Genomic DNA, 19,639 nt, shown 5'->3' with positions numbered 1-19,639 from the left:
CCGATCCTTTCCGGCGAGGAGGCAAACAGATGCGGCTGCGCAACTGGATCGCCGTGGTCGTCAGCGTCCTGCTGCTGGTGGCCGTCGGCATCGTGGGCATGATGGTGAACCGGTCGGCGCTGCGCGCCGCCGACACCGTGCACCGTTCCGATTCGCTGGCGCTCGCCGTCAACAACGCCACCCTCGCCGGGCAGATGCAGCAGCTCTCCGCCAAGGAGCTCAAGGGCTTCGCGGACAGCCACCCGTTCAACCTCGGGGCCGGCTACGCCGGCGACCGCGAGGCGCTCGACGCCTTCGTCAAGAAATCCCCGTCCTTCCCGTACGGGGCCGCGATCGCCGCGCTCGACGGCACCATGCGGAACGCCTCCACGGTCAACCCGCTGCCGCCCGCCAGCGACGTCGGCTACCGGCCGATGCGCGCGCTCCTGCTCGCGGGCAAGCTCGGCGTCACCTCGGTGATGCGGGTCAAGGACGGGACCGGGGCGACCGTCGCGGTCGAGGCCTTCGCCGTGCCGATCAGGGCCGGCGCGGTCACCACGGCGGTGCTGATCGGATACCACAAGTTCGCCGCCACGACCCTGCAGGCGTACACCGCGCGGCTGAAGTCCGCGACGCATGTGACCGAGATCGTCGACACCGCCGGGCTGGTCGGCTTCACCAGCGACGTGGGCCGGATCGGCACCCAGGTCGCTCCGTCCGTGGTCGACGCCGCACGACGGCTCACCGGCGGGTCCGCGTTCGTCGAGTACCGCTCCGGCAGCACCAAGATGATCTCCATCGTGGTGAAGAACGACTCGCTGCCCGGCGGCTGGGCCTACGTCCGCACCCAGACGCTGGCCTCGTTCGACGGCGCCGTGCACCGCCGCAGCCAGACGATCAACCTGACGTTGCTGGCCATGCTCCTGATCGGGGCCGTCGGCATCTCCATCCTCGGCTACCGCACCCAGGTCCAGCGGCGCCGGGCCGACGAGCGGTTCCAGGCGCTGTTCCAGCACGCCCCGGACATGGTGGCGGTGCTCGACGCCGGGGGACGGATCGCGTATTCCAGCCCCAGCGCGGCGTCCGTGCTGAACTTCCCGCCGGGCTCGCTGCAGGGCTCGAGCGTCTTCGAGCTGGTGCACCCGGAGGACCGGGCGAGGATGCGGGAGGCCTTCGCCACCCTGCTCAACAAGCGGGACGCGGTGCTGCGCCTGCAGACCCGGGTCCTCAACGGGAGCGGCAACGCCGTCTGGTTCGAGTTCACCGCGTCCAACCAGATGCAGAACCCGGCACTGACCGGCATCGTCATCAACGCCCGCGACATCTCCGAGAACCGCGCGTTCCAGGAGCGGCTGCACCACGAGGCCACCCACGACGCGCTGACCGGCCTGCCGAACCGCCGGCGCATGCAGGACGCGCTGGACACCTCGCTGCGCGACGACGCGGTGGCCGTGCTCTTCCTCGACCTCGACGGGTTCAAGCCGGTCAACGACGCGCACGGGCACGAGGCCGGCGACGAGTTGCTGCGCCAGATCGCCGAGCGGCTCAGCGCCTGCGTCCGCGACGGTGACGTGCTGGCCCGGGTCGGCGGCGACGAGTTCGTCGTGCTGATGCCTGGGGTGACCGCGCAGGCCGACGCCGAGGCGATGAGCCACCGGGTACGGACCGCCGTGGAACGGCCGTTCCAGGTGCTCGGCGCCGAGGTCAGCATCGGCGCGAGCGTGGGCGTGCACCTGGCCACCCCCAGCGACGACCCGGACCAGGCCCTGCGCGCCGCCGACCACGCCATGTACGCGGTCAAGCACCTCGGCGGCGGCCGGCGCGCGAACGCGGTGGGCGTACCGGAGCAGCGCGAACCCGCCCGGGTGGGCCGGCACCGCGCCGAGTAGTCCCGCTGAGGCGGCCGGAACGGCTAGGTTGACCGTATGGCCACCAAGCCGCCCTCGATCGAGGTCGACGCCGGCGAGCACACCGTCCGGATCTCGAACCCGGACCGGGTGTACTTCCCGGAGCTCGGACTCACGAAGCTCGACCTGGTCAACTACTACCTCAGCGTGGGCGACGGCATCGTCGCGGCCCTGCGCGAGCGGCCGTGCATGCTGCACCGCTTCCCGGACGGCCTGGCGGGGGAGAAGGTGCACCAGAAGCGGGTGCCGCACGGCGCGCCGCCGTGGCTGCAGACCGTGCGCGTGACCTTCCCGCGATACAACCGGCACGCCGACGAGCTGTGCGTGACCCAGCTCGGCGAGGTCATCTGGGCGGTGCAGATGTCGACGGTCGAGTTCCACCCGTGGAATTCGCGGCGAGCCGACACCGAGAAGCCGGACGAGTGGCGCATCGACCTGGACCCGATGCCCGAGTGCGGCTTCGACACCGTGCGCCGGGTCGCGCACGTGGCCCACGAGGTCCTCGACGAGCTCGGCATCACCGGCTATCCGAAGACTTCCGGCGGCCGGGGCCTGCACATCTACGTGCGGATCGCCCCCGAGCACGGCTTCGGCGACGTGCGCCGGGCGGCGCTGGCCTTCGCCCGCGAGGTGGAGCGGCGGTCGCCGGAGGTGACGACCACGTGGTGGCGCAAGGACCGCGACCCCACCAAGCTGTTCGTCGACTACAACCAGAACGCCCGCGACCACACCATCGCCAGCGCGTATTCGGTGCGGGGCAACCAGCGGGGGACGGTCTCCACGCCGATCCGCTGGGACGAGGTCGACGCCGTCGAGCCCGACGACTGCACCCTGCGGACCGTGCCCGCGCGCTTCGCGGAGCTGGGCGACCTGCACGCGGGCATCGACGACACGGCCTTCGACCTGGGCCCGCTGCTGCGGTGGGCCGAGCGCGACGAGCAGGCCGGGCTGGCCGGCCCCGCCGACGCCGACTGACGGCTGTCCACATCGCGCCATGTCCGCTCTGCGGCAGCGCCAGGTAACACGACGGTGAATATCCGGACTCCATGATGCGTGCAGCGAACCACGCTGCGAAGGAGTCCCCATGCTGAGTCGTCTGCTCGCCGGCGTCCTGATCGGAGCCGCAGCGATACCCGGCCCCGCGGCGGCCGCCCCGGCCGCCCCAGTCGCATCCGCACCGGCCCCGGCCGCGACCATCACCCTGATCACCGGGGACGCGGTCGATCTCACCAAGATCGATCAGCGGTACGCGGCGACGGTCCGCCCCGCCCCCGGCCGCCAGGGCATCACGTTCCACACCATCGAGACCGACGGTGGCCTGCGGGTGCTGCCCAGCGACGCGATCCCGCTGGTCGACGCGGGCCGGCTCGACGCGGAGTTGTTCGACGTCGAGCGCCTGATCGCACAGGGCTACGGCGACGCGGCCGCACCCACGCTGCCGTTGATCGTCCAGGGTGGCGCCGCCCTCAAGACCTCGGACGCGCGCGCCCTGACCAGCATCGGCGCGACGGCGATCAGGCCGGCCAAGGACACCCTGGCGAGCTTCTGGAAGGCGCAGAGCGCGGCCGCGCGGACGTCGGCCGAGCCGCACATCTGGCTGGACGGCAAGGTCAAGCCGGTGCTGGACCGCAGCACCGCGCAGATCGGCGCCCCCGCCGCCTGGCAGGCCGGGCTCGACGGCCGCGGCGTCAAGGTCGCCGTGCTGGACACCGGGGTCGACGCCGGCCACCCCGACCTGGCCGGCCGGATCGACGCGGCGCGCAACTTCAGCGCCAGCCCGGACACCGTCGACCGCTTCGGCCACGGCACCCACGTCGCCGCCACGGTCGCCGGCAGCGGCGCGGCCTCCGGCGGCAGCCACAAGGGCGTCGCGTACGGCGCGCGACTGCTGATCGGCAAGGTGCTCGACGACAGCGGGTCCGGCTACGAGTCGGAGATCATCCAGGGCATGCAGTGGGCCGTGGCCTCCGGCGCCAAGGTCGTCAACCTGAGCCTCGGCGGTTCCGCCACCGACGGCACCGACCCGATGAGCGTCGCGGTGGACGAGATCAGCGCCGCCAGCGGCGCGCTGTTCGTCATCGCGGCGGGCAACGAGGGCGCCGACTCCACGGTCGGCACTCCCGGCGCCGCGCCCAGCGCGCTGACGGTCGGCGCGGTCGACCGGGCCGACCGGCTCGCCGAGTTCTCCAGCCGCGGCCCGCGCCTCGGCGACCTGGGCCTCAAGCCCGAGATCACCGCGCCGGGCGTCGGCATCGTGGCGGCCCGCGCGGCCGGCACGACCATGGGCGACCCGGTCGACGACCGCTACACCGCGGCCTCCGGCACGTCGATGGCCACGCCGCACGTCGCCGGCTCGGCCGCCCTGCTGGCCCAGCGGCACCCGGACTGGACCGCCGCGAAGCTCAAGGAGGTGCTGGTCAGCACGGCGAGAACGGCCGCGGGCCAATCGGTGTACGCCCAGGGCGCCGGCCGGGTCGACCTGGCCCGGGCCACCACGCAGCAGGTGACCGGCACGGCCGTGGCGGACTTCGGCCTGCACGCGACCGGCGAGAACCCCAGCGTCGCCAGCAAGACCGTGACGTACACGAACGCGGGCAGCACGCCGGTGACCCTGACGCTGTCCGCCCCGGCCGGTTTCAGCACCGACAAGCCCAGCGTCACCGTTCCGGCCGCCGGCACCGCGGCCGTGCTGCTCAGCGTCGACTTCGCGAAGCAGGAGCAGGGACAGGTCAGCGGCTGGCTCCGGGCCACCGCGGCGAACACCGTGGTCACGACCGCGATCGGCGCGACCCTGGACGGCCCCCGGCACACCGTCACGGTCCGGGCCGTCGATCGCCGCGGTACGCCGGCGGCGGTGCCGGCGCTGACCATCCACGGCGACGACAGCCGCTTCGACGTGCTCGGCTGGTTCGGCACCGGTGGCCGTACCTGGGAGGTGCAGGAGGGCACGTATCTGCTCGACGCCTTGCTTGAGGACGGCGCGCCGCTCGACGAGCAGGCCACCTACGTCACGATTCCCGAGCTGAAGGTGGACCGGGACATCGTGGTGCTGGTCGACGCGCGCAAGGGCACGCCGATCCGGATCGAGACGCCGCAGCCGTCCGAGCAGCAGGCGGTGCTCAGCTACTACGTCCACAGAGTCACCGGCACGGGCCGGAGCATCTCGCACGGCGTCATGCACTTCAGCACCGTCCAGCAGGTCAACGTCGTCCCGACGAGGAAGGTCGGCAAGGGCAGCTTCGAGTTCTCGTCGCGCTGGCAACTCGTCGCGCCGATGGTCCAGACGACGGTTCCCGGGGTCAGCGGTCCCCTGGAGGTCAACCTGTTCGGCAACTCGCCCGCGTACTCCGGCACCAAGCGGTTCCCGCTGACGACCTGGGGCGCTGGGTCCGTACGCGGGAAAGCGGTCCTGATCCCCGCGACCGACCAGGACGAACTGGCGCAGGTCGACGCGGCGGCGCGAGCCGGCGCGGCGGCGGCGCTGCTGGTGCGGCCCGCCGACCGGTCGGCGTGGACGGTCCATGAGCCCGACGCCGAGCAACTGCCGGTGATCGCACTGGCCGTGGCGAACGACGACGGGCAGCGGCTGCTCGCCCGCGCGGCCCGGCCGGGCGCGTCGATCGACCTGACCCTGACCAGGTCGAGCCCGTACCTCTACGACGTCCTGCAGGTGTCGAAGGACCGCATCCCGGAGCGGGTCCTGCACAAGGTGACCGCCGCCAACAGCAGGCGGATCACCACGAGTTACGCCGACAACGGTGGTTTCGACTGGGTGAAGGAGCAGCGGTTCGGATGGCGCCCCTGGCAGACGTATTCGTGGAACGACACCTCCCGCGCGGTGCGGACCCCGTCGACCCGGCAGGAATGGGTGTCGGCCGGCGACTCGGTCTGGCAGCACCGGGTGCACAACCTCTACCCGTGGAGCAGCTTCGGGCAGTTGCAGGGTGGCTTCACCGAGCCGCCGCGGAGCTATCGGCCGGGCGACAGCCGGGAGAGCTGGGCGGCTCCGGTCGTCCGGCCGGCGGCGCCCGCCGGCATCGCGTCGACCCGCGCCGGTGAGGTGCTGAAGCTGCGCGTCGCGGAGTTCGTGGACGGCGACGGGCACTACCAGGCCGGCGCGCCCGAGCCGGCCGCGGCGACGCTCTGGCGGGACGGCAAGGTGCTCGCCGAGCTGCCGAACGCCTGGCAGGACGTGGTCACCACCCGGGGGACGGCGGCCTACAAGCTGCGGCTCAGCACGCAGCGCGGCGGCGCGGACTGGAGCTACGGCACGCGTACGGAGACCGAGTGGACGTTCCGCTCGGGGGCCGACGGCACCCTGCCGCTGCTGCACGTCGGCTACGACGCGCCGCGGACCGCGCTGCCGCACCTGCTCAAGCTCGGCTTCTCGGCGAAACTCGCCGCCCTGCGGGTGGAGGTGTCGACCGACGACGGCACGAGCTGGCGGCAGGCGGCGACCGTCGGCAACGCCGCCTGGGTGCCGGGCGGGCGTACGCCGGTGTCGCTGCGGGTCACCGCGAAGGACCGGGCCGGCAACACCGTGACGCAGACGGTGATCCGCGCCTACGGTCGCGGCTGACCCCGTTCCGCACCGGGCACCAGGTCCGCCGGGGCTGACAGCCAGCCCCGGCGGGCCGCCTGGAACGCCAGCCCGGTGCGGGTGTCCACGCCGGCCAGCGCCATCAGGCGGTCCAGCCGGCGCTGCACGGTCCGCTTGCTGACGCCGAGATGGGTGGCGATCGACTTGTCCGGCATCCCGGAGACGAACAGCGACAGCAGCAGCACCTCGGACTCCAGCAACTCCGCCCGCGGGGCGTCGGCGAGCACCGGGGTGGCGCGCTCCCAGTAGCTCTCGAAGAGGGCCACCAGCGCGTCGAGCAGCTCACTGGAGCGGATCAGCGCGGCGGTGGGCTCGCCGACGCCGCGCGACTCGTCCGGCACCAGCGGACAGATGGCCAGGGCGCGGTCGGCGATCGCCAGCCGTACGGGCAGCGTCGGCAACGTCCGCGACTCCTCGCCCGCGTTGATCGACTCGACGATGCTGGCCAGCTCGCCGGGCTTTTCCAGCAGTTCCCGCTCGTAGATGGCGCGGTATCGCACGCCCCGGGCCAGCGCCGAACCCTCCTCGGCGTTCTCCGGCCCCTGCATGGCGATCGGGTTGGCCCGGCAGAACCAGAGGATCTCCTCCTGCGCGGTGTCCTGCATCTCGCGCAGCCGCCGCCGCAGCGCCTGCGCGCCGACGACGATCTCGACCAGATGCTCGGCGCTGCGCCGCCGGGTGGTGCTGCGATAGTCCTCGCTGAGCGCCGCGACCACCTGCCGCGCCGACTCCAGCGACTGCTGCCGGCGCAGCAGGGTGTCGCCCAGCGCGACGTCCGGCGGCAGCGGGTGGAAAGTCGGCCCGGGGGTGACGAGTCCCTTGGCGCGCAACGACTCCAGCACGGCGGTGGCTTCCGGCGCCGAGGTGCCGGCGAGCCGGGCGAGCTCGTCCGGTCCGGCGCCCGCGAGCCGCACGAGCAGGCGGTATGCGTGCTGCTCAGCGGCCGTGAGCAGCTCGGGGTCGGTAAGCATGCGGCCACTCTACGAGCGGCCGCCCAACGGCGGGGCCGGCGATCGGCGGGTGAGTGGGGTGGCCACCGTAGCCGTGCAGTGACAGCATGTGTCAATGCGCCACGGCCCCCGTGACACACCGAGCGATGAACCGTCCTGGTTCGCGCCGCCCGCGCAGGTCCCGCAACCGTGGCGGCCCGCGCTCACCGCCCGGCCCGAACCGAGCCGGATCTCCGGCTGGGCGGCGGCCCGCTTCGACGAGCTCGCCGGCGACATCCGCGGCGGCCTGTGGCGGTTCACCGAGGGCGTCGCCGACGTGCTGTATCCGGGCGTCGGCCCCGCGATCGCGGCCGCCGGCCGGGCCACCAAGTGGGGACCGGTGCTGCTCGGGCTCAACGACGAGCGCGGCGCCGACGTCAAGATCGGCCTGATCGGCTCCGAGCACCTCGGCCTCTGGACGGTGCTGCGCACCCGGCTCGGCCAGTCCGACTACGGTCCGCGGCCCGGCTGGTGCGTCGACCTGCCGGTCGGCCCGCCCGGCGGCTTCGGGCCCGAGGGGGTACGCGCGAACTCCCGGATCATCTCCGGCATCGAGGAGGTCAAGCCCGGCGACGTGGCGCCGTTGCTGCTGGGCGCGCCGGCACCGGGCGCCGCCACCCGGCTGCTGGCCCGGGTCGACATCCGGCGCCGGTCCGGGGTCGTCGCGGTCGACGCCGGCGACGGGGTCTGGCTGCGGCGGCTGTTCTTCACCGTGGTCTTTCCGGCCGGCCACGGTGTCGGCCACCACATGACCTACCAGGTGGTGTGTCCGGTCTGCGGGCGGCGCCGGCTGGCCCAGTTCCGGGGCTTCGACATCTGCTCCGACTGCGGCTGGCTGCACACCCAGTCCGGTTAGGAGCGAGCTATCCGGTGCTCCGCGCGTCCACGGCGGCCTGGACGAAGGCGCGCACCAGCGGAGTCTCATTGGCGCTGCGCCACACCGGCGCGTACCGCAGGGTCGGTCCATCGGTGATGGGCAGGAACGTGATGTCACGGTGCAGCCGGTAGGCGGCCGCGTCCACCCCGATGGGAGATACGACGCTGCCGGTGCCGATCGCCGTGAGGGCCTCGTTGAGGGTGGTCACGGCGACGCCGCGCCGGATGGGCCGCCCGGCCGGTGTCACGAACGGGGTGTGCGCCTCCCACACGTAGTCCGGAATGGGCCCCTCCGCATCCACCACCGGGTAGTCGCCGAGATCCTCCATCTCGACCCGGTCTCGGGTGGCCAGTGGATGATCGGCGGCGACACCCAGCACCATGGCCTCGGTGAACACCTCCGGCCCGACGGTGAGGTCGGGCTCGCGGACAGGCAACCAGAGCAGGCCGACGTCGACCCGGCCGGCGCGCAGCCCACCGAACGGGTCGGTGGGGAGCATTTCACGCATGCGCAGCTCGCATTGCGGATGCCGCTGCCGGAACAGATCGAGGACGGCCGCGATCTCCTGGTGGTGGGTGTCCATGGTGCCGACAGTCAGGGTGCCGACCTGTCCGCGAGCGGCGGCGGCAGCCTCCTCGATGCCCGCCAAGATCTCGCCGTAGCCCGCGTCGAGCCGGCCGCGCAGCCGCTCGCCGAGCGGGGTGAGCCGCACACTGCGGCTGGTCCGCTCGAACAGGGCACCACCGATCCGGCGCTCCTGCTGTTTGATCGACTGACTGACCCGCGCCTGGGACACCCGGAGGCGTTCGGCCGTACGCCCGAAGTGGAGCTCTTCGGCCAGGGTCAGGAAGATCTCGATGTCCCGCAGCTCCACCCGGCCGTCTCTCCCCTTTTGCGCGATCGCGTCGAACGATAACCGGTGGCTTAACCGGCGGTTCGATCTCTTGCATTGTTCCGCACGGACGGCCCGGGCGATCGTAGTGCCCATGAGCGAACGCTTGATCGACATCGTGGCGGTGCCGGACCGCCCCGGGGTCTCGCGGTGGCAGGCCGTGGCGCCACGCGGCTCCGTGGCCGGGCTGGCCAGCCTGCGGTCAACCATCCCGTTCGGACCCGACCCGCCGCAGCCCCCGGCCCCCGAGCTGAGCCTGCAGGTGGAGCCGGAGTGGCGGCGTCGCGGGATCGGCTCCCGGCTGCTGGCCACCGTCCGGGCACAGACCGCCGAGCCGCGCCTGGTCGCGGACGTGGTCGCGGGCTCGCCGGGGGAGGCGTTCTGCCTGCGGCACGGCTTCCGGCACACCCGGTCCAGGCGCCAGGACCTGCTCACCTACTGCGATGTGCACCGGGCCTGGCTGGGCGAGCTGGTCGACGCCGAGCACCCCGGCTACCGCCTGACCCACTGGACCGGCGACCTCCCCGACGCGCCCCGGGTCGAAGAACTGCTCCGCGGCCCGAGCCGCCCCGGCGACACCGTGCTGACCGCCGCGGCCGCGGACGGCGTCCTGGCGGCCTACGCCATGGCGGTCGTCGGCGCGCTTTCCCGGCCCCGCGCCCGCCAGTACGGGCCGGTCGTGCTCCCCGGCCATCGCGGACGGCGGCTGGGCCCCTGGGTCAACGCCGCCCTGATCCAGCGACTGCGTGAGCTCCACCCGCACGTCAACGAGATCGAAGCCGCCGCCGAGGACGACCCGGACCTGCTCGCGGCCCGCAGCCACCTCGGCTTCCGCCCCCTTCGCCGAACTCGCCACTACGAGCTCACCCTGAGAGGAACTTGATGCGGAAATGTCAAGCAATGCCGTATCCGGGTCTGGTTCATCACCGAGGCCGCGCTCGCCGCCGGTGACCGGGCAGGCGGGGCCCTCAGCGCCCCGCAACCGAGCCGGAGTGACGGCAGGTTGCTGACGACAAGGGCCCCCGCCCAAGCGGGGCGAGGGCCCTTCGCGCCGGCACCTACGCGGCCGGCTGGTAGCCCGCCGGGCGCGTCGTGCAGCTGCCCCGGCCGCGGGTCCGGCTACGCAACTGAGTCACGTACCCGAACAGCTCGGCCAGCGGCACCACCGCCGTCACCGCCCGGCCGGTTGAGCCGGTCACCTGGCCGCGCCGGGCGGCCAGGTCGCCGAGCACCGCGCCCAGCGACTCCTCCGGCGCCGCCACCGTGACCTCCACGACCGGTTCGAGCAGCGTCATTGTCGCCGCCCGCAGCGCTGCCCGCAGGCCGAGCCGGCCCGCCGTGCGGAACGCCTGTTCCGAGGAGTCCTTCGGGTGGGTCGCGCCGTCGGCGAGGGTGACCCGCACCCCGACCACACGGTGCCCGCCCAGCGGACCGGCCGCGAGGGCGTCCCGGCAGCCGGCCTCGACCGCCCGGACGTACTCGCGCGGCACCCTGCCACCGGTGACGGTGGACCGGAACTCGAAGCCGTCACCGGCCAGCGGTGCCACGTCGAGCACGACGTGGGCGAACTGGCCGGCGCCGCCCTCCTGCTTGACGTGCCGGTAGAGCAGCCCGGACACCCCGCGCACGACGGTTTCCCGGTAGGCGACCTGCGGCCGTCCCACGCTCACCGCGAGCCCGTTCGCCAGCCGCAGCTTCTCCACGGCCACCTCCAGGTGCAGTTCGCCCAGGCCGGGCAGCAGGGTCTGCCCGGTCTCGGGATCGGCGCGCAGGGCCAGCGACGGGTCCTCCTCGACCAGCCCGGCCAGCGCCACCGCCAGCCGCTGGGTGTCGGCCGACCGCTTCGCCTCGACCGCGACGGACACCACCGGTTCGGCGGTGCCCGGCGCTTCGAGCCGGACCGGGGCCGCCCGGGTGCTCAGCGTCGTCCCGGTTCGCGCCGCCTTGACGCCGACCACGGCGACGATGTCGCCGGCCACCGCCCGGTCGACCTCGGTGTGCCGGTCGGCCTGCACGCGCAGGATCCGGCTGACCCGTTCGGACCGGCCCGCGCCCGCGTCCCACACGATGTCCCCCTTGTGCAGCGTTCCCTGATACATCCGCAGGTAGGTGAGCCGTCCGGTTGGTGCGGTGTGCACCTTGAACACCAGCGCCGCCAGCGCGCCGGCCGCCTCGCCGGTCGGCGCCGGCAGGTATTGCACCACCGCGTCGAGCAGCGGTTCGACACCCCGGTTCCGGTACGCCGCGCCGCAGAGCACGACCACCGCGGCGCCGGAGTGGGTCAGCTCCCGCAGCGCCCGGCGCAGCGTGCCGTCCGACACGGCCCCGAGTTCGTCCAGCACGTCCGGGTGCAGCTCGGCCACGGCCTCCTCCAGCCGCAGCCGGGCGGCCCGGGCGCCGGCATCCGTCGCCGGCTGCTCGGTCAGGACCCCGTCCGTCCAGGTCAGCGCCCGCATGCCGACCAGGTCGACGACGCCGGTGAAGTCCGCCTCGCGGCCGATCGGCACCTGCACCACCAGCGGGATCACGTCCAGCCGGTCCCGGATCGAGGCCACGGCCGCGTCCAGGTCCGCGCCGGGGCGGTCCAGCTTGTTGACGAACGCGATCCGGGGTACGCCGTACCGGTCGGCCTGGCGCCACACGGACTCGCTCTGCGGCTCCACGCCCGCGACGGCGTCGAAGACGGCGACGGCTCCGTCGAGCACCCGCAGGGAACGCTCGACCTCGTCGCTGAAGTCGACGTGTCCCGGGGTGTCGATCAGGTTGAGCCGGTGGCCGGCCCAGTCGCAGCTGACGGCCGCGGCGAAGATCGTGATGCCACGGTCACGCTCCTGCGGGTCGAAGTCGGTGATGGTCGTCCCGCTGTCCACCGCGCCCTGTTTGTAGGTGGCGCCGGTGACGTACAGGATCCGTTCGGTCAGGGTGGTCTTGCCGGCATCGACGTGCGCGAGGATGCCGAGATTGCGGACACGCATGGTCGTGGTCCTTCGATCGATCCGTTCGGGGACGGCGCCCACCCGACCGCGAGGAACGTCAGCGGTCAGGAACGTCCAGCACCGGCGGCGCAGCCGGGGCTGGGCACGCCGGACACGAGGATCAGCTCGAAGAGCGACGAGGGAACGATGACGACGGTGCGGTAGCGCACGGCAGTCTCCCCTCGAATCGCGATGTCCTCGATCAGGTTAGGGAGTCCGCACCGGCCGGGAAACCGATATACCGCTGGCCGATCATCCGATATCGACCCCGAGATAACCCTGAGCTGTCGTTTTTCTGCTTTGACCGGTGATCCGGCGGGCCTACGCTCGCCCAGGTCGACGACGCGGGGAGTCCAGAGATGGCCAAGCTGGTGTGCGGACGCTGGAGCAAGTGGATCGTGCTGGCCCTCTGGGTCGCGGTGCTCATGATCGCCGCACCGATGGCGGGGAAGCTGACCGACGTCCAGAAGAACGACAACGCCGCCTGGCTGCCCGGCGGCGCCGAGGCCACCAAGGTCTCCGAGCTCCAGGCCAACTTCCAGTCCGACGACATCGCGCCCGCGGTCATCGTCTATGAACGCGCCGCCGGCATCACCCCGGCCGACACCGCCAAGGCCACCCAGGACGCCGCCGCGATGGGCCGGGTCGCCGGGGTCACCGGTGACATCGCCGGCCCCGTGCCGGCCAAGGACGGCCAGGCGCTGCAGACCATCGTGCCGATCAAGGTGGACGCGGACGGCTGGCAGAAGATCGTCGAGGTCGTCGACGAGCTGAAGGCCACCACGGGCACGGGGACCGCCGGGCTCAGCATCCACTTCGCCGGGCCGGCCGCCACCGCCGCGGACAGCGCCGAGGCCTTCGAGGGCATCGACGGCACCCTGCTCTACACGACGCTGGCGATCGTGGCGATCATTCTGCTGATCACGTACCGCAGTCCGGTGCTCTGGCTGCTGCCGATCATCTCCGCGGGCGTCGCGCTGACCACCTCGCAGGCCGTCATCTACCTGCTGGCCAAGAACGCGGGGCTGGTGGTGAACGCGCAGAGCGCGGGCATCCTGACCGTGCTCGTCTTCGGCGCGGGCACCGACTACGCGCTGCTGCTCGTCGCCCGCTACCGCGAGGAGTTGCGCCGGCACCACGACCGGCACGAGGCGATGGCGCTCGCCCTGCACCGCGCGGGCCCGGCGATCATCGCCAGCGCGGCCACGGTGGCCGTGGGCATGTCCTGCCTGACGCTCGCCGAGGTGAACTCGACCAGCGGGCTCGGCCCGGTCTCCGCCCTGGGCATCGTGGTCGGCCTGCTCGCCATGATCACCCTGCTGCCCGCGCTGCTGGTGATCTTCGGCCGCTGGCTGTTCTGGCCGGTCCGCCCGGCCGAGGGCACGGCCGATCCGACCGCCACCGGCTTCTACTCCCGGCTCGGCGCCCGGATCGCGCGGCGGCCGCGGCTCGTCTGGATCACCACCGCCGCGGTGCTCGGCGCGATGTCGCTGGGCCTGGTGCAGCTCGAGGCGAACGGCATGTCCCAGGCCGAGCAGTTCGTCGACAAGCCGTCGTCGGTCACCGGCGAGGAGGCGCTCGCCCGGCACTTCGCGGCCGGGCAGGGCCAGCCGGTCGTGGTGATCGGCCAGGCCGGTTCGGCCGCGGCCATCCGGTCGGCCGTCGCCGGTACGCCGGGCATCAGCGCGGCCGGTGAGCCCGTGGTCAAGGGCGACTTGGCGCTGATCGAGGGTGTGCTCACCGACCCGCCGGACAGCGACGCCGCGATGGCGACCATCAAGCGGCTCCGCGAAGCCGTGCATCCGGTCGGCGGCGCGCAGGTGGGTGGCCTGACCGCCATGACGCTGGACATCAACGAGGCCAACGACCACGACAACCGGCTGATCATCCCGCTGGTCCTGCTCGTCGTGCTGGTGATCCTCGGGGTGCTGCTGCGCGCCGTCGTCGCCCCGCTGATGCTGATCGCCACGGTCGTGCTGTCGTTCGGCGCGGCCCTGGGCGTCAGCGCGCTGGTCTTCCGGCACGTCTTCGGCTTCGCCGGCGAGGACACCTCCTTCCCGCTGTACGTGTTCGTCTTCCTGGTCGCCCTGGGCATCGACTACAACATCTTTCTGATGACCCGGGTCCGCGAGGAGGCCCACCGGCACGGCACCCGGCGCGGCGCGCTGATCGGCCTCGCCGCGACCGGCGGCGTGATCACCTCGGCCGGCATCGTGCTGGCGGGCACCTTCGCCGCCCTGGGCAGCCTGCCGCTGGTGGCGTTCGCCGAGATCGGTTTCGCGGTCGCGTTCGGCGTGCTGCTGGACACCCTGGTCGTCCGCTCGGTGCTGGTCACCGCCCTCAACCTGGACCTGGGCCGGTGGGTGTGGTGGCCGGGCCGGCTGACCGGGGTCCCCGACACCGCGGCCCCCACCGAACCGGAGCGGGACCTTGAACCCGTGCCCTGAGCGGGTAGATTCCCTGCTCATGAGGTTTCGTGGCGAGCTGCGGTCGACGGGTGGGAACACCGCCGGGTTTCAGGTCGACGACGAGGTCGTGGCCGCGCTCGGCGGCGGCGGCCGGCCCAAGGTGGTCGTGACCGTCAACGGCTTCGAGTGGCGCAGTTCGATCGCCAGGATGGGCGGCGACTACTGGCTCGGCGTCAGCGCGGAGCGCCGGGCCGCCGCCGGCATCGCGGCCGGCGAGGTGCTGGAGGTGGAGGTCGTCCTGGACACCGCCGTGCGCGAGGTGGAGGTGCCGGCCGATCTCGCGGCGGCGCTCGAAACCGACCCGGGCGCGAAGGCGTTCTGGGACGGCATGTCGTTCAGCAACAAGAGCTGGCACGTCCTGCAGATCACCGGCGCGAAGGCGGCGGAGACCCGGGCCCGGCGGGTGGCGCGGACGCTGGCGATGATGGCCGAGAGACGCGCCCGCTGACCGCTACTGACCGCCGACCCGGTTGAGGGTCGTGCCGACCAGCTTCTGCCAGTCGGCGGAGAACTGCGGGTTGGCGCTCGCGTCCGACTTGCCGAGCCGGTAGATCGCGTACTGGTCGACCAGCACCACGTTGCCCCGGGCGAGGGCGGCGACGGCCACGTCGGCGGTGGCGGCGTGCGCCTTGTCGTACTGCTTGTTGCGGGTGGTGACGAAGCCGATCCAGCCGCCCTCCTCCAGCGGGGCCGTCGCGGCGGTCTCCGTGTACGCGGGCTCGTACCGGTCACCGGTCTTCGCGGGCTTCGAAACGCTCGGCGGGCAGGCGTCGGCGATGGTGCGCAGTGTGGCGAGCGCGGTCGCGGCGGAAATGGCGTCCTCGTAGACCAGGGCATGTTGGGTGAGGCTCTGCACACCCTCGGTGCCCTCGTCGGAGAGCGGCGCCGAGACCAGTTGCGGGTTGCCCGGGATGCCGGCCGGCGCGGTGTCCGCGCCGCAGATGCTGACGAGCTGGTTCGGCGCCGCCGACTCCGGCGGCGTCTTCCAGGTCGGGCCGACCTCGGCGGCCTTGAGCAGCGCGTTACGCATGGCGTCGACACCGATGGTGGTGCCGTCGGGATCGGGTGAGTCGTCCGAACACCCGGCGAAAGCGGCGAGGGCACACACGGCCACGGCGGCCCGGACGACCCTGGTCACGCGGACCCTTGTCACAACCATCCGGCCATGATGGCAGACGCCCGGCGGTCACCCCCAGTCACCGGCAGCCCGTGCCGCTGCGGTGACGGATCGTGACGAACTTGCGAGCCGCCGCCCGCCCGGTTAGGGGCGGGCGGCGGGGACACGTCCCCCTCGTCCGTATCCGTGGAAGCAGAGCGCCGTGGCCGGGCACCTGATACCTCGGGCCTCCGGTGTCGGTCAGCCGACCGAAAGGACCGCTCCGCCACGGCGGTCAGCGGGATCGCAGCGCGGCGAGGAACCAGCCGAGCACCGGGGCCAGGCTCTCCGGGGCGGGCCACCCGTTGACCACCGAGAGCAGCTCCAGATAGCGCTCGCGGCGGGGGTCACGGGCCGCCTCCAGCTGCGCCACCAGCCGGTCCCGTACCGGGTAGCGGGCCAGCACGGCGGCGACGACCGGTCCGGCCTGGGCCGACGCCGGGTCGAGCCCGGCCGCCAGCGCCGGTCCGGCCTCGTCCCGGACCAGCGCCACGGGGTCCCGGCGCAGGACGGTGGGGTCGCGGTCGGCGGCGTGCCGCTCGGCCAGCAGCCGCAGGCCGTCCCGGAACGCCGGGTCCCGGGCCAGCCCGGCCAGCTCGATCCACGCCTCGATCTGGGCGGGCTCGGGGTCGTCGGGCAGCTCCGGGGTCAGCGAGCGGGCGATGCCGTCGAAGCCGTCCAGGTCACCGAAGACCTGGGCGAGGAAGTCGTCGATCAGGGCGCGGCGTTCGCGTGCCGAGAGCTCGGCCAGTTCGCGCATCTGCTGTACCTCTTTCGGGGTCGATCCGTACCGCGCCGCCGCCGACAGCACCGCGCGGCGCAGTCGCAGCGTGCGGATCCGCACGTCCAGGGCCTCGGTGTGCGCGGCGGCCACCTCGGCCAGGGTGCTCTCCCGGTCGGCGACCCGGCGGATGGTGTCCAGGTCCAGGCCCAGTTCGCGCAGCGTGCGAACCAGTTCCAGCCGGGCGACCGCGTCGGGGTGGTAACGCCGGTAGCCCGCGGGGCTGCGGTCGGCCGGCGGCACGATGCCGCGGTCGGCGTAGAACCGGACGGTCTTGACCGTCAGTCCGGTCCGCCGGGCCAGTTCCCCGATCGAGAGGAGTTCCATGGGCTCCACTCTGCGGTCTCCCCCGGCGGGAGACTCAAGCCAGGGCCGGCGCGGGGATCAGCGCCGGGCTCAGTCCGCGCCGACCCGGTTCCGGCCGTTGTGCTTGGCGGTGTACAGGCGCTGGTCGGCCAGCGTCATCGCGGCCGGCAGGTCGCCACCCGGGTGCACCACCGCGACCCCCATGCTGATCGTCACGGACAGCCCGGGCTGCAGCAGCTCCCACGGATAGCCGGCCACCCGCGCCCGGAGCAGCTCGCAGCGGATCTGGGCGTCCGCCAGGCCCAGCCCGTCGAGGGCGATCAGGAACTCCTCGCCGCCGTACCGGGCGACCAGGTCGTTGTCGCGGACGTTGTCCCGGAGCAGGGCGGCGATCTGCCGCAGCACCTCGTCGCCGACGAAGTGCCCGAAGCGGTCGTTGACCCCCTTGAACAGGTCGACATCGGCGATCACGACACAGAGCGGACCGGCAGCCGCGGCGAGCTCCGGCAGCCGCAGGTCCACGAAGCGCCGGTTGGGCAGGCCGGTCAGCGCGTCCTCGGACGCCTGCCGCCGCCAGCTCAGGTTGGCCGCCTCCAACTCGGCACTGCGTACCCGGTGCAGTTCCGTCTCGAGCCGGGCGTTGTCCGTCTCCAGCCGGGCGTTGTCGAGCTCGAAGTGGTGCACCGCCATCCGGGCGCGGGCCGCGGCGACGTCGTTGAGCGCCTCGCGCTCCAGGGCGTGGAACGCGCGGAAGTGCCCGAGCGCCGCGGCGAAGTCGCCGACCTGCTCGTACGCGCCGGCCAGCTCCCGGCGGATCTCCATGACCATCGGCTTCTCGCCGGCCTGCACGGCCCGGTCCAGCGCTTCCAGCAAACCCTCGATCGCGGCGGCGCACTCGCCCCGCATGAGCCGGATGTGTGCCTGGTGCTGCAGCGCGGTCGACTCCAGGGACCGGTAGCCCTGGCTGACCGCGATGACCCGCGATTCCTCGATCATCGGGTCGGCCGCGGCGAAGTCGCCGGCGAGGGCCCGCAGCATGCCGTAGTTGTCCAGGCAGATGCACTCCCGGAACGGGTTTCCCGCGGCCCGGGCCAGCCCGAGTGCCTCGTCGACATAGCCGAGCGCGCCGCGCAGGGCCTCCTCGGCGCCGTCCGGGTCGCCCTCGGCACGCAGCTGGATCACCCGGTAGACCGCGTTGTCCCCGAGGTTGTTGAGGATGCAGAACCTCGCCTCGGCGTCCAAGCCGTCGACCATGGTCAGGGCGCGCATGAAGTAGTCGTTGCTCAGCTCACGGTTGCCCATGCTGCCGTGCACGACGCCGATGCGGTTGTGCACCCAGTAGAGCAGGTCGCGGTCGCCGAGCCGCTGGGCGATGTCGCGGCCACGGGCCAGGACGTCCAGCGCCTCCTCGTGCATGCCCAGCTCGTTGAGCGGCATGGCCTGCACGGTCAGCACCTCGCAGATGCCCGGGTCGTCGTTGGCCGTCTCCAGCACGGCGATCGCCTCGCGGCAGGCGGTCACCGCGTCCTCCAGCTCGCCGAGGCGCAGGAGCTGGTTGGCCAGCGAGCGCAGCGCCCGGGCCTGACCGATGCGGTCACCCGCGGTCTCGGCGAGCGCCGCGGCCTGGCGGGCCACCCCGGAACCGGTCCGGTAGTCGCCCGCCAGCCGGTATGCCTCGGCCTTCTCGAGCAGCTCGCCGGCGAGGTCGGCGGGGCGCTTCTCCACGAGTCTGGTGCTGGTCATGGCGTGCCCCCTTCCGCATCCGTGGCCGGGACGACCACCGATCAGGAGGCCTCATCGCCGGGCGGGGCCCCGGCTTGAGGGATTCCGCGCCCCCACTCATCGGCACGGCATCGGGCTGCCTGAGATCAATCCCGGATGTCGATGCTGTCGACCCGGTCCGGGTAGAACGAGACGTGGTCCTTGATCTCCTTGACCGCGTCGTGGGGGTGCTCGTAGACCCAGATCGCGTCCGTCGAGCGCTCGCCGCCGCCGGGGATCGAGTAGTAGCTCGCGTCCCCCTTGTAGGGGCAGTAGGTGCTGGTCTCGGTGCGCTCCAGCAGCGACCGGTCGACATCGTCGATCGGGATGTACTGCACCGCCGGGTAGGTGGACTCCTGCAGGGTGAGGGCCCGGGTGGTGTCGGCGACGACCTTGCCGGCCACCGTGACGACGATCCGCGCCGGGTTCGGCGTGACGGTGATGGGGTGATCCGGTCCGGGCTGCAGCACGGGCTTGGCCATGGCGATGCCTTCTCTCTGTCTCAGGATCTCGCCAGTTTATTGCGGGTGGCTGACATGCGCCGTCACGATGCGCCAGCCCGCCGGCAGCCGGACCCAGGTCTGCGACTGCCGGCCCAGCACGTCCGAGCCCGGATACCCGAACAGCGTGGTGACCACCGCCACGTCGTTGCCGTACGCGGTCACGATCGTGTCCTTGAGCCGGCGCCCCGGCGGCAGCGGCGGCTGGGCCCGCCGCCAGGCCCGTTGTTCGTCCAGGCCGACCTGCTGGTCCGCGACCCCGAAGCGGACCGCGGCCGGGGCGAAGAACGCGACGATGCGGTCCGCGTCGTCGGCCGTCAGCGCTTCCTCGTAGTCCGTGAAAGCCGCGGTCACCTCGGCAACGACGTCCGGCCGGTTGAGCTGCATGACACCTCCTGATCAGGGGTACGGCGGCCCGGCACGTGCGCCGGGCCGCCGCTCGCCGATG

Annotated in this window: 15 protein-coding genes; 7 read left to right on the top strand and 8 right to left on the bottom strand. The window is 72.8% G+C overall.

All coding sequences use genetic code 11. The features are described from left to right. Window positions 1-29: 29 nt before the first annotated feature. The 3 genes from DMB66_RS29580 (at window position 30) to DMB66_RS29570 (ending at window position 6,465) form a co-directional block, all read left to right on the top strand. Window positions 30-1,868 (top strand): sensor domain-containing diguanylate cyclase, encoded by a 1,839-nt coding sequence (locus tag DMB66_RS29580; protein WP_125807393.1) that lies wholly within the window; start codon window positions 30-32, stop codon window positions 1,866-1,868. Between the two features lie 36 nt (window positions 1,869-1,904). Beyond that, window positions 1,905-2,861 (top strand): non-homologous end-joining DNA ligase, encoded by a 957-nt coding sequence (gene ligD / locus DMB66_RS29575; protein WP_125807392.1) that lies wholly within the window; start codon window positions 1,905-1,907, stop codon window positions 2,859-2,861. 109 nt (window positions 2,862-2,970) lie between these two features. Next, window positions 2,971-6,465, top strand: coding sequence for a S8 family serine peptidase (locus DMB66_RS29570; RefSeq protein ID WP_125807391.1), 3,495 nt, complete (start codon window positions 2,971-2,973; stop codon window positions 6,463-6,465). Here the strand turns inward: DMB66_RS29570 and DMB66_RS29565 are convergent. Continuing rightward, window positions 6,450-7,457, bottom strand: a complete 1,008-nt coding sequence (locus DMB66_RS29565; RefSeq protein WP_125807390.1) for a helix-turn-helix domain-containing protein — start codon at window positions 7,455-7,457, stop codon at window positions 6,450-6,452. The two genes, DMB66_RS29570 and DMB66_RS29565, sit on opposite strands and share 16 nt — an antisense overlap. 94 nt (window positions 7,458-7,551) lie before the next feature. On the opposite strand from DMB66_RS29565, the gene DMB66_RS29560 reads away from it, so the two are divergent. Beyond that, window positions 7,552-8,331 (top strand): hypothetical protein, encoded by a 780-nt coding sequence (locus tag DMB66_RS29560; RefSeq protein WP_125807389.1) that lies wholly within the window; start codon window positions 7,552-7,554, stop codon window positions 8,329-8,331. A 7-nt stretch (window positions 8,332-8,338) separates the two neighbouring features. On the opposite strand, the gene DMB66_RS29555 is transcribed toward DMB66_RS29560, so the two are convergent. Beyond that, a complete protein-coding gene (locus DMB66_RS29555) occupies window positions 8,339-9,226 on the bottom strand; it encodes a LysR family transcriptional regulator (protein WP_125807388.1) in 888 nt (295 codons plus the stop codon). Window positions 9,227-9,338: 112 nt separating this feature from the next. Here DMB66_RS29555 and DMB66_RS29550 point away from each other — a divergent pair, with 112 nt between their 5' ends. After that, a complete protein-coding gene (locus DMB66_RS29550) occupies window positions 9,339-10,127 on the top strand; it encodes a GNAT family N-acetyltransferase (protein WP_125807387.1) in 789 nt (262 codons plus the stop codon). 175 nt (window positions 10,128-10,302) lie between these two features. Here DMB66_RS29550 and fusA read toward each other — a convergent pair whose 3' ends face one another. Then, window positions 10,303-12,261, bottom strand: coding sequence for an elongation factor G (gene fusA / locus DMB66_RS29545; RefSeq protein ID WP_305026157.1), 1,959 nt, complete (start codon window positions 12,259-12,261; stop codon window positions 10,303-10,305). A 317-nt stretch (window positions 12,262-12,578) separates the two neighbouring features. Between fusA and DMB66_RS29540 the strand changes: the two genes are divergently transcribed. After that, entirely contained in the window at window positions 12,579-14,666 is a 2,088-nt protein-coding gene (locus DMB66_RS29540) for an MMPL family transporter (protein ID WP_125807385.1), read from the top strand. Between the two features lie 19 nt (window positions 14,667-14,685). Then, the gene (locus tag DMB66_RS29535; RefSeq protein WP_125807384.1) at window positions 14,686-15,135 is read left to right on the top strand and encodes a YdeI/OmpD-associated family protein; all 450 of its coding nucleotides are present in this window, start codon (window positions 14,686-14,688) and stop codon (window positions 15,133-15,135) included. A 3-nt stretch (window positions 15,136-15,138) separates the two neighbouring features. Here DMB66_RS29535 and DMB66_RS29530 read toward each other — a convergent pair whose 3' ends face one another. The 5 genes from DMB66_RS29530 to DMB66_RS29510 all read right to left on the bottom strand — a co-directional run bounded on the left by DMB66_RS29530 (window position 15,139) and on the right by DMB66_RS29510 (window position 19,578). Continuing rightward, on the bottom strand, window positions 15,139-15,846 hold the full coding sequence (locus DMB66_RS29530) for a hypothetical protein (RefSeq protein WP_125807383.1): 708 nt from the start codon (window positions 15,844-15,846) through the stop codon (window positions 15,139-15,141). A gap of 232 nt (window positions 15,847-16,078) precedes the next feature. Beyond that, the gene (locus DMB66_RS29525) at window positions 16,079-16,951 is read right to left on the bottom strand and encodes a MerR family transcriptional regulator (protein ID WP_125807382.1); all 873 of its coding nucleotides are present in this window, start codon (window positions 16,949-16,951) and stop codon (window positions 16,079-16,081) included. A 69-nt stretch (window positions 16,952-17,020) separates the two neighbouring features. Then, window positions 17,021-18,673 carry a tetratricopeptide repeat-containing diguanylate cyclase gene (locus DMB66_RS29520; protein ID WP_125807381.1) on the bottom strand — a complete coding sequence of 551 codons (1,653 nt, stop codon included), beginning with the start codon at window positions 18,671-18,673 and terminating at the stop codon, window positions 17,021-17,023. A 125-nt stretch (window positions 18,674-18,798) separates the two neighbouring features. After that, window positions 18,799-19,173: a DUF427 domain-containing protein gene (locus DMB66_RS29515; protein ID WP_125807380.1), complete on the bottom strand. Its 375-nt coding sequence runs from the start codon at window positions 19,171-19,173 to the stop codon at window positions 18,799-18,801. 36 nt (window positions 19,174-19,209) lie between these two features. Beyond that, entirely contained in the window at window positions 19,210-19,578 is a 369-nt protein-coding gene (locus DMB66_RS29510; protein ID WP_125807379.1) for an AtzH-like domain-containing protein, read from the bottom strand. Window positions 19,579-19,639 lie beyond the last annotated feature (61 nt).

Source organism: Actinoplanes sp. ATCC 53533, from assembly GCF_003947245.1.
The sequence above is the reverse complement of the archived record's forward strand: the minus strand, read 5'-3'. Positions and strand labels throughout refer to the sequence as shown.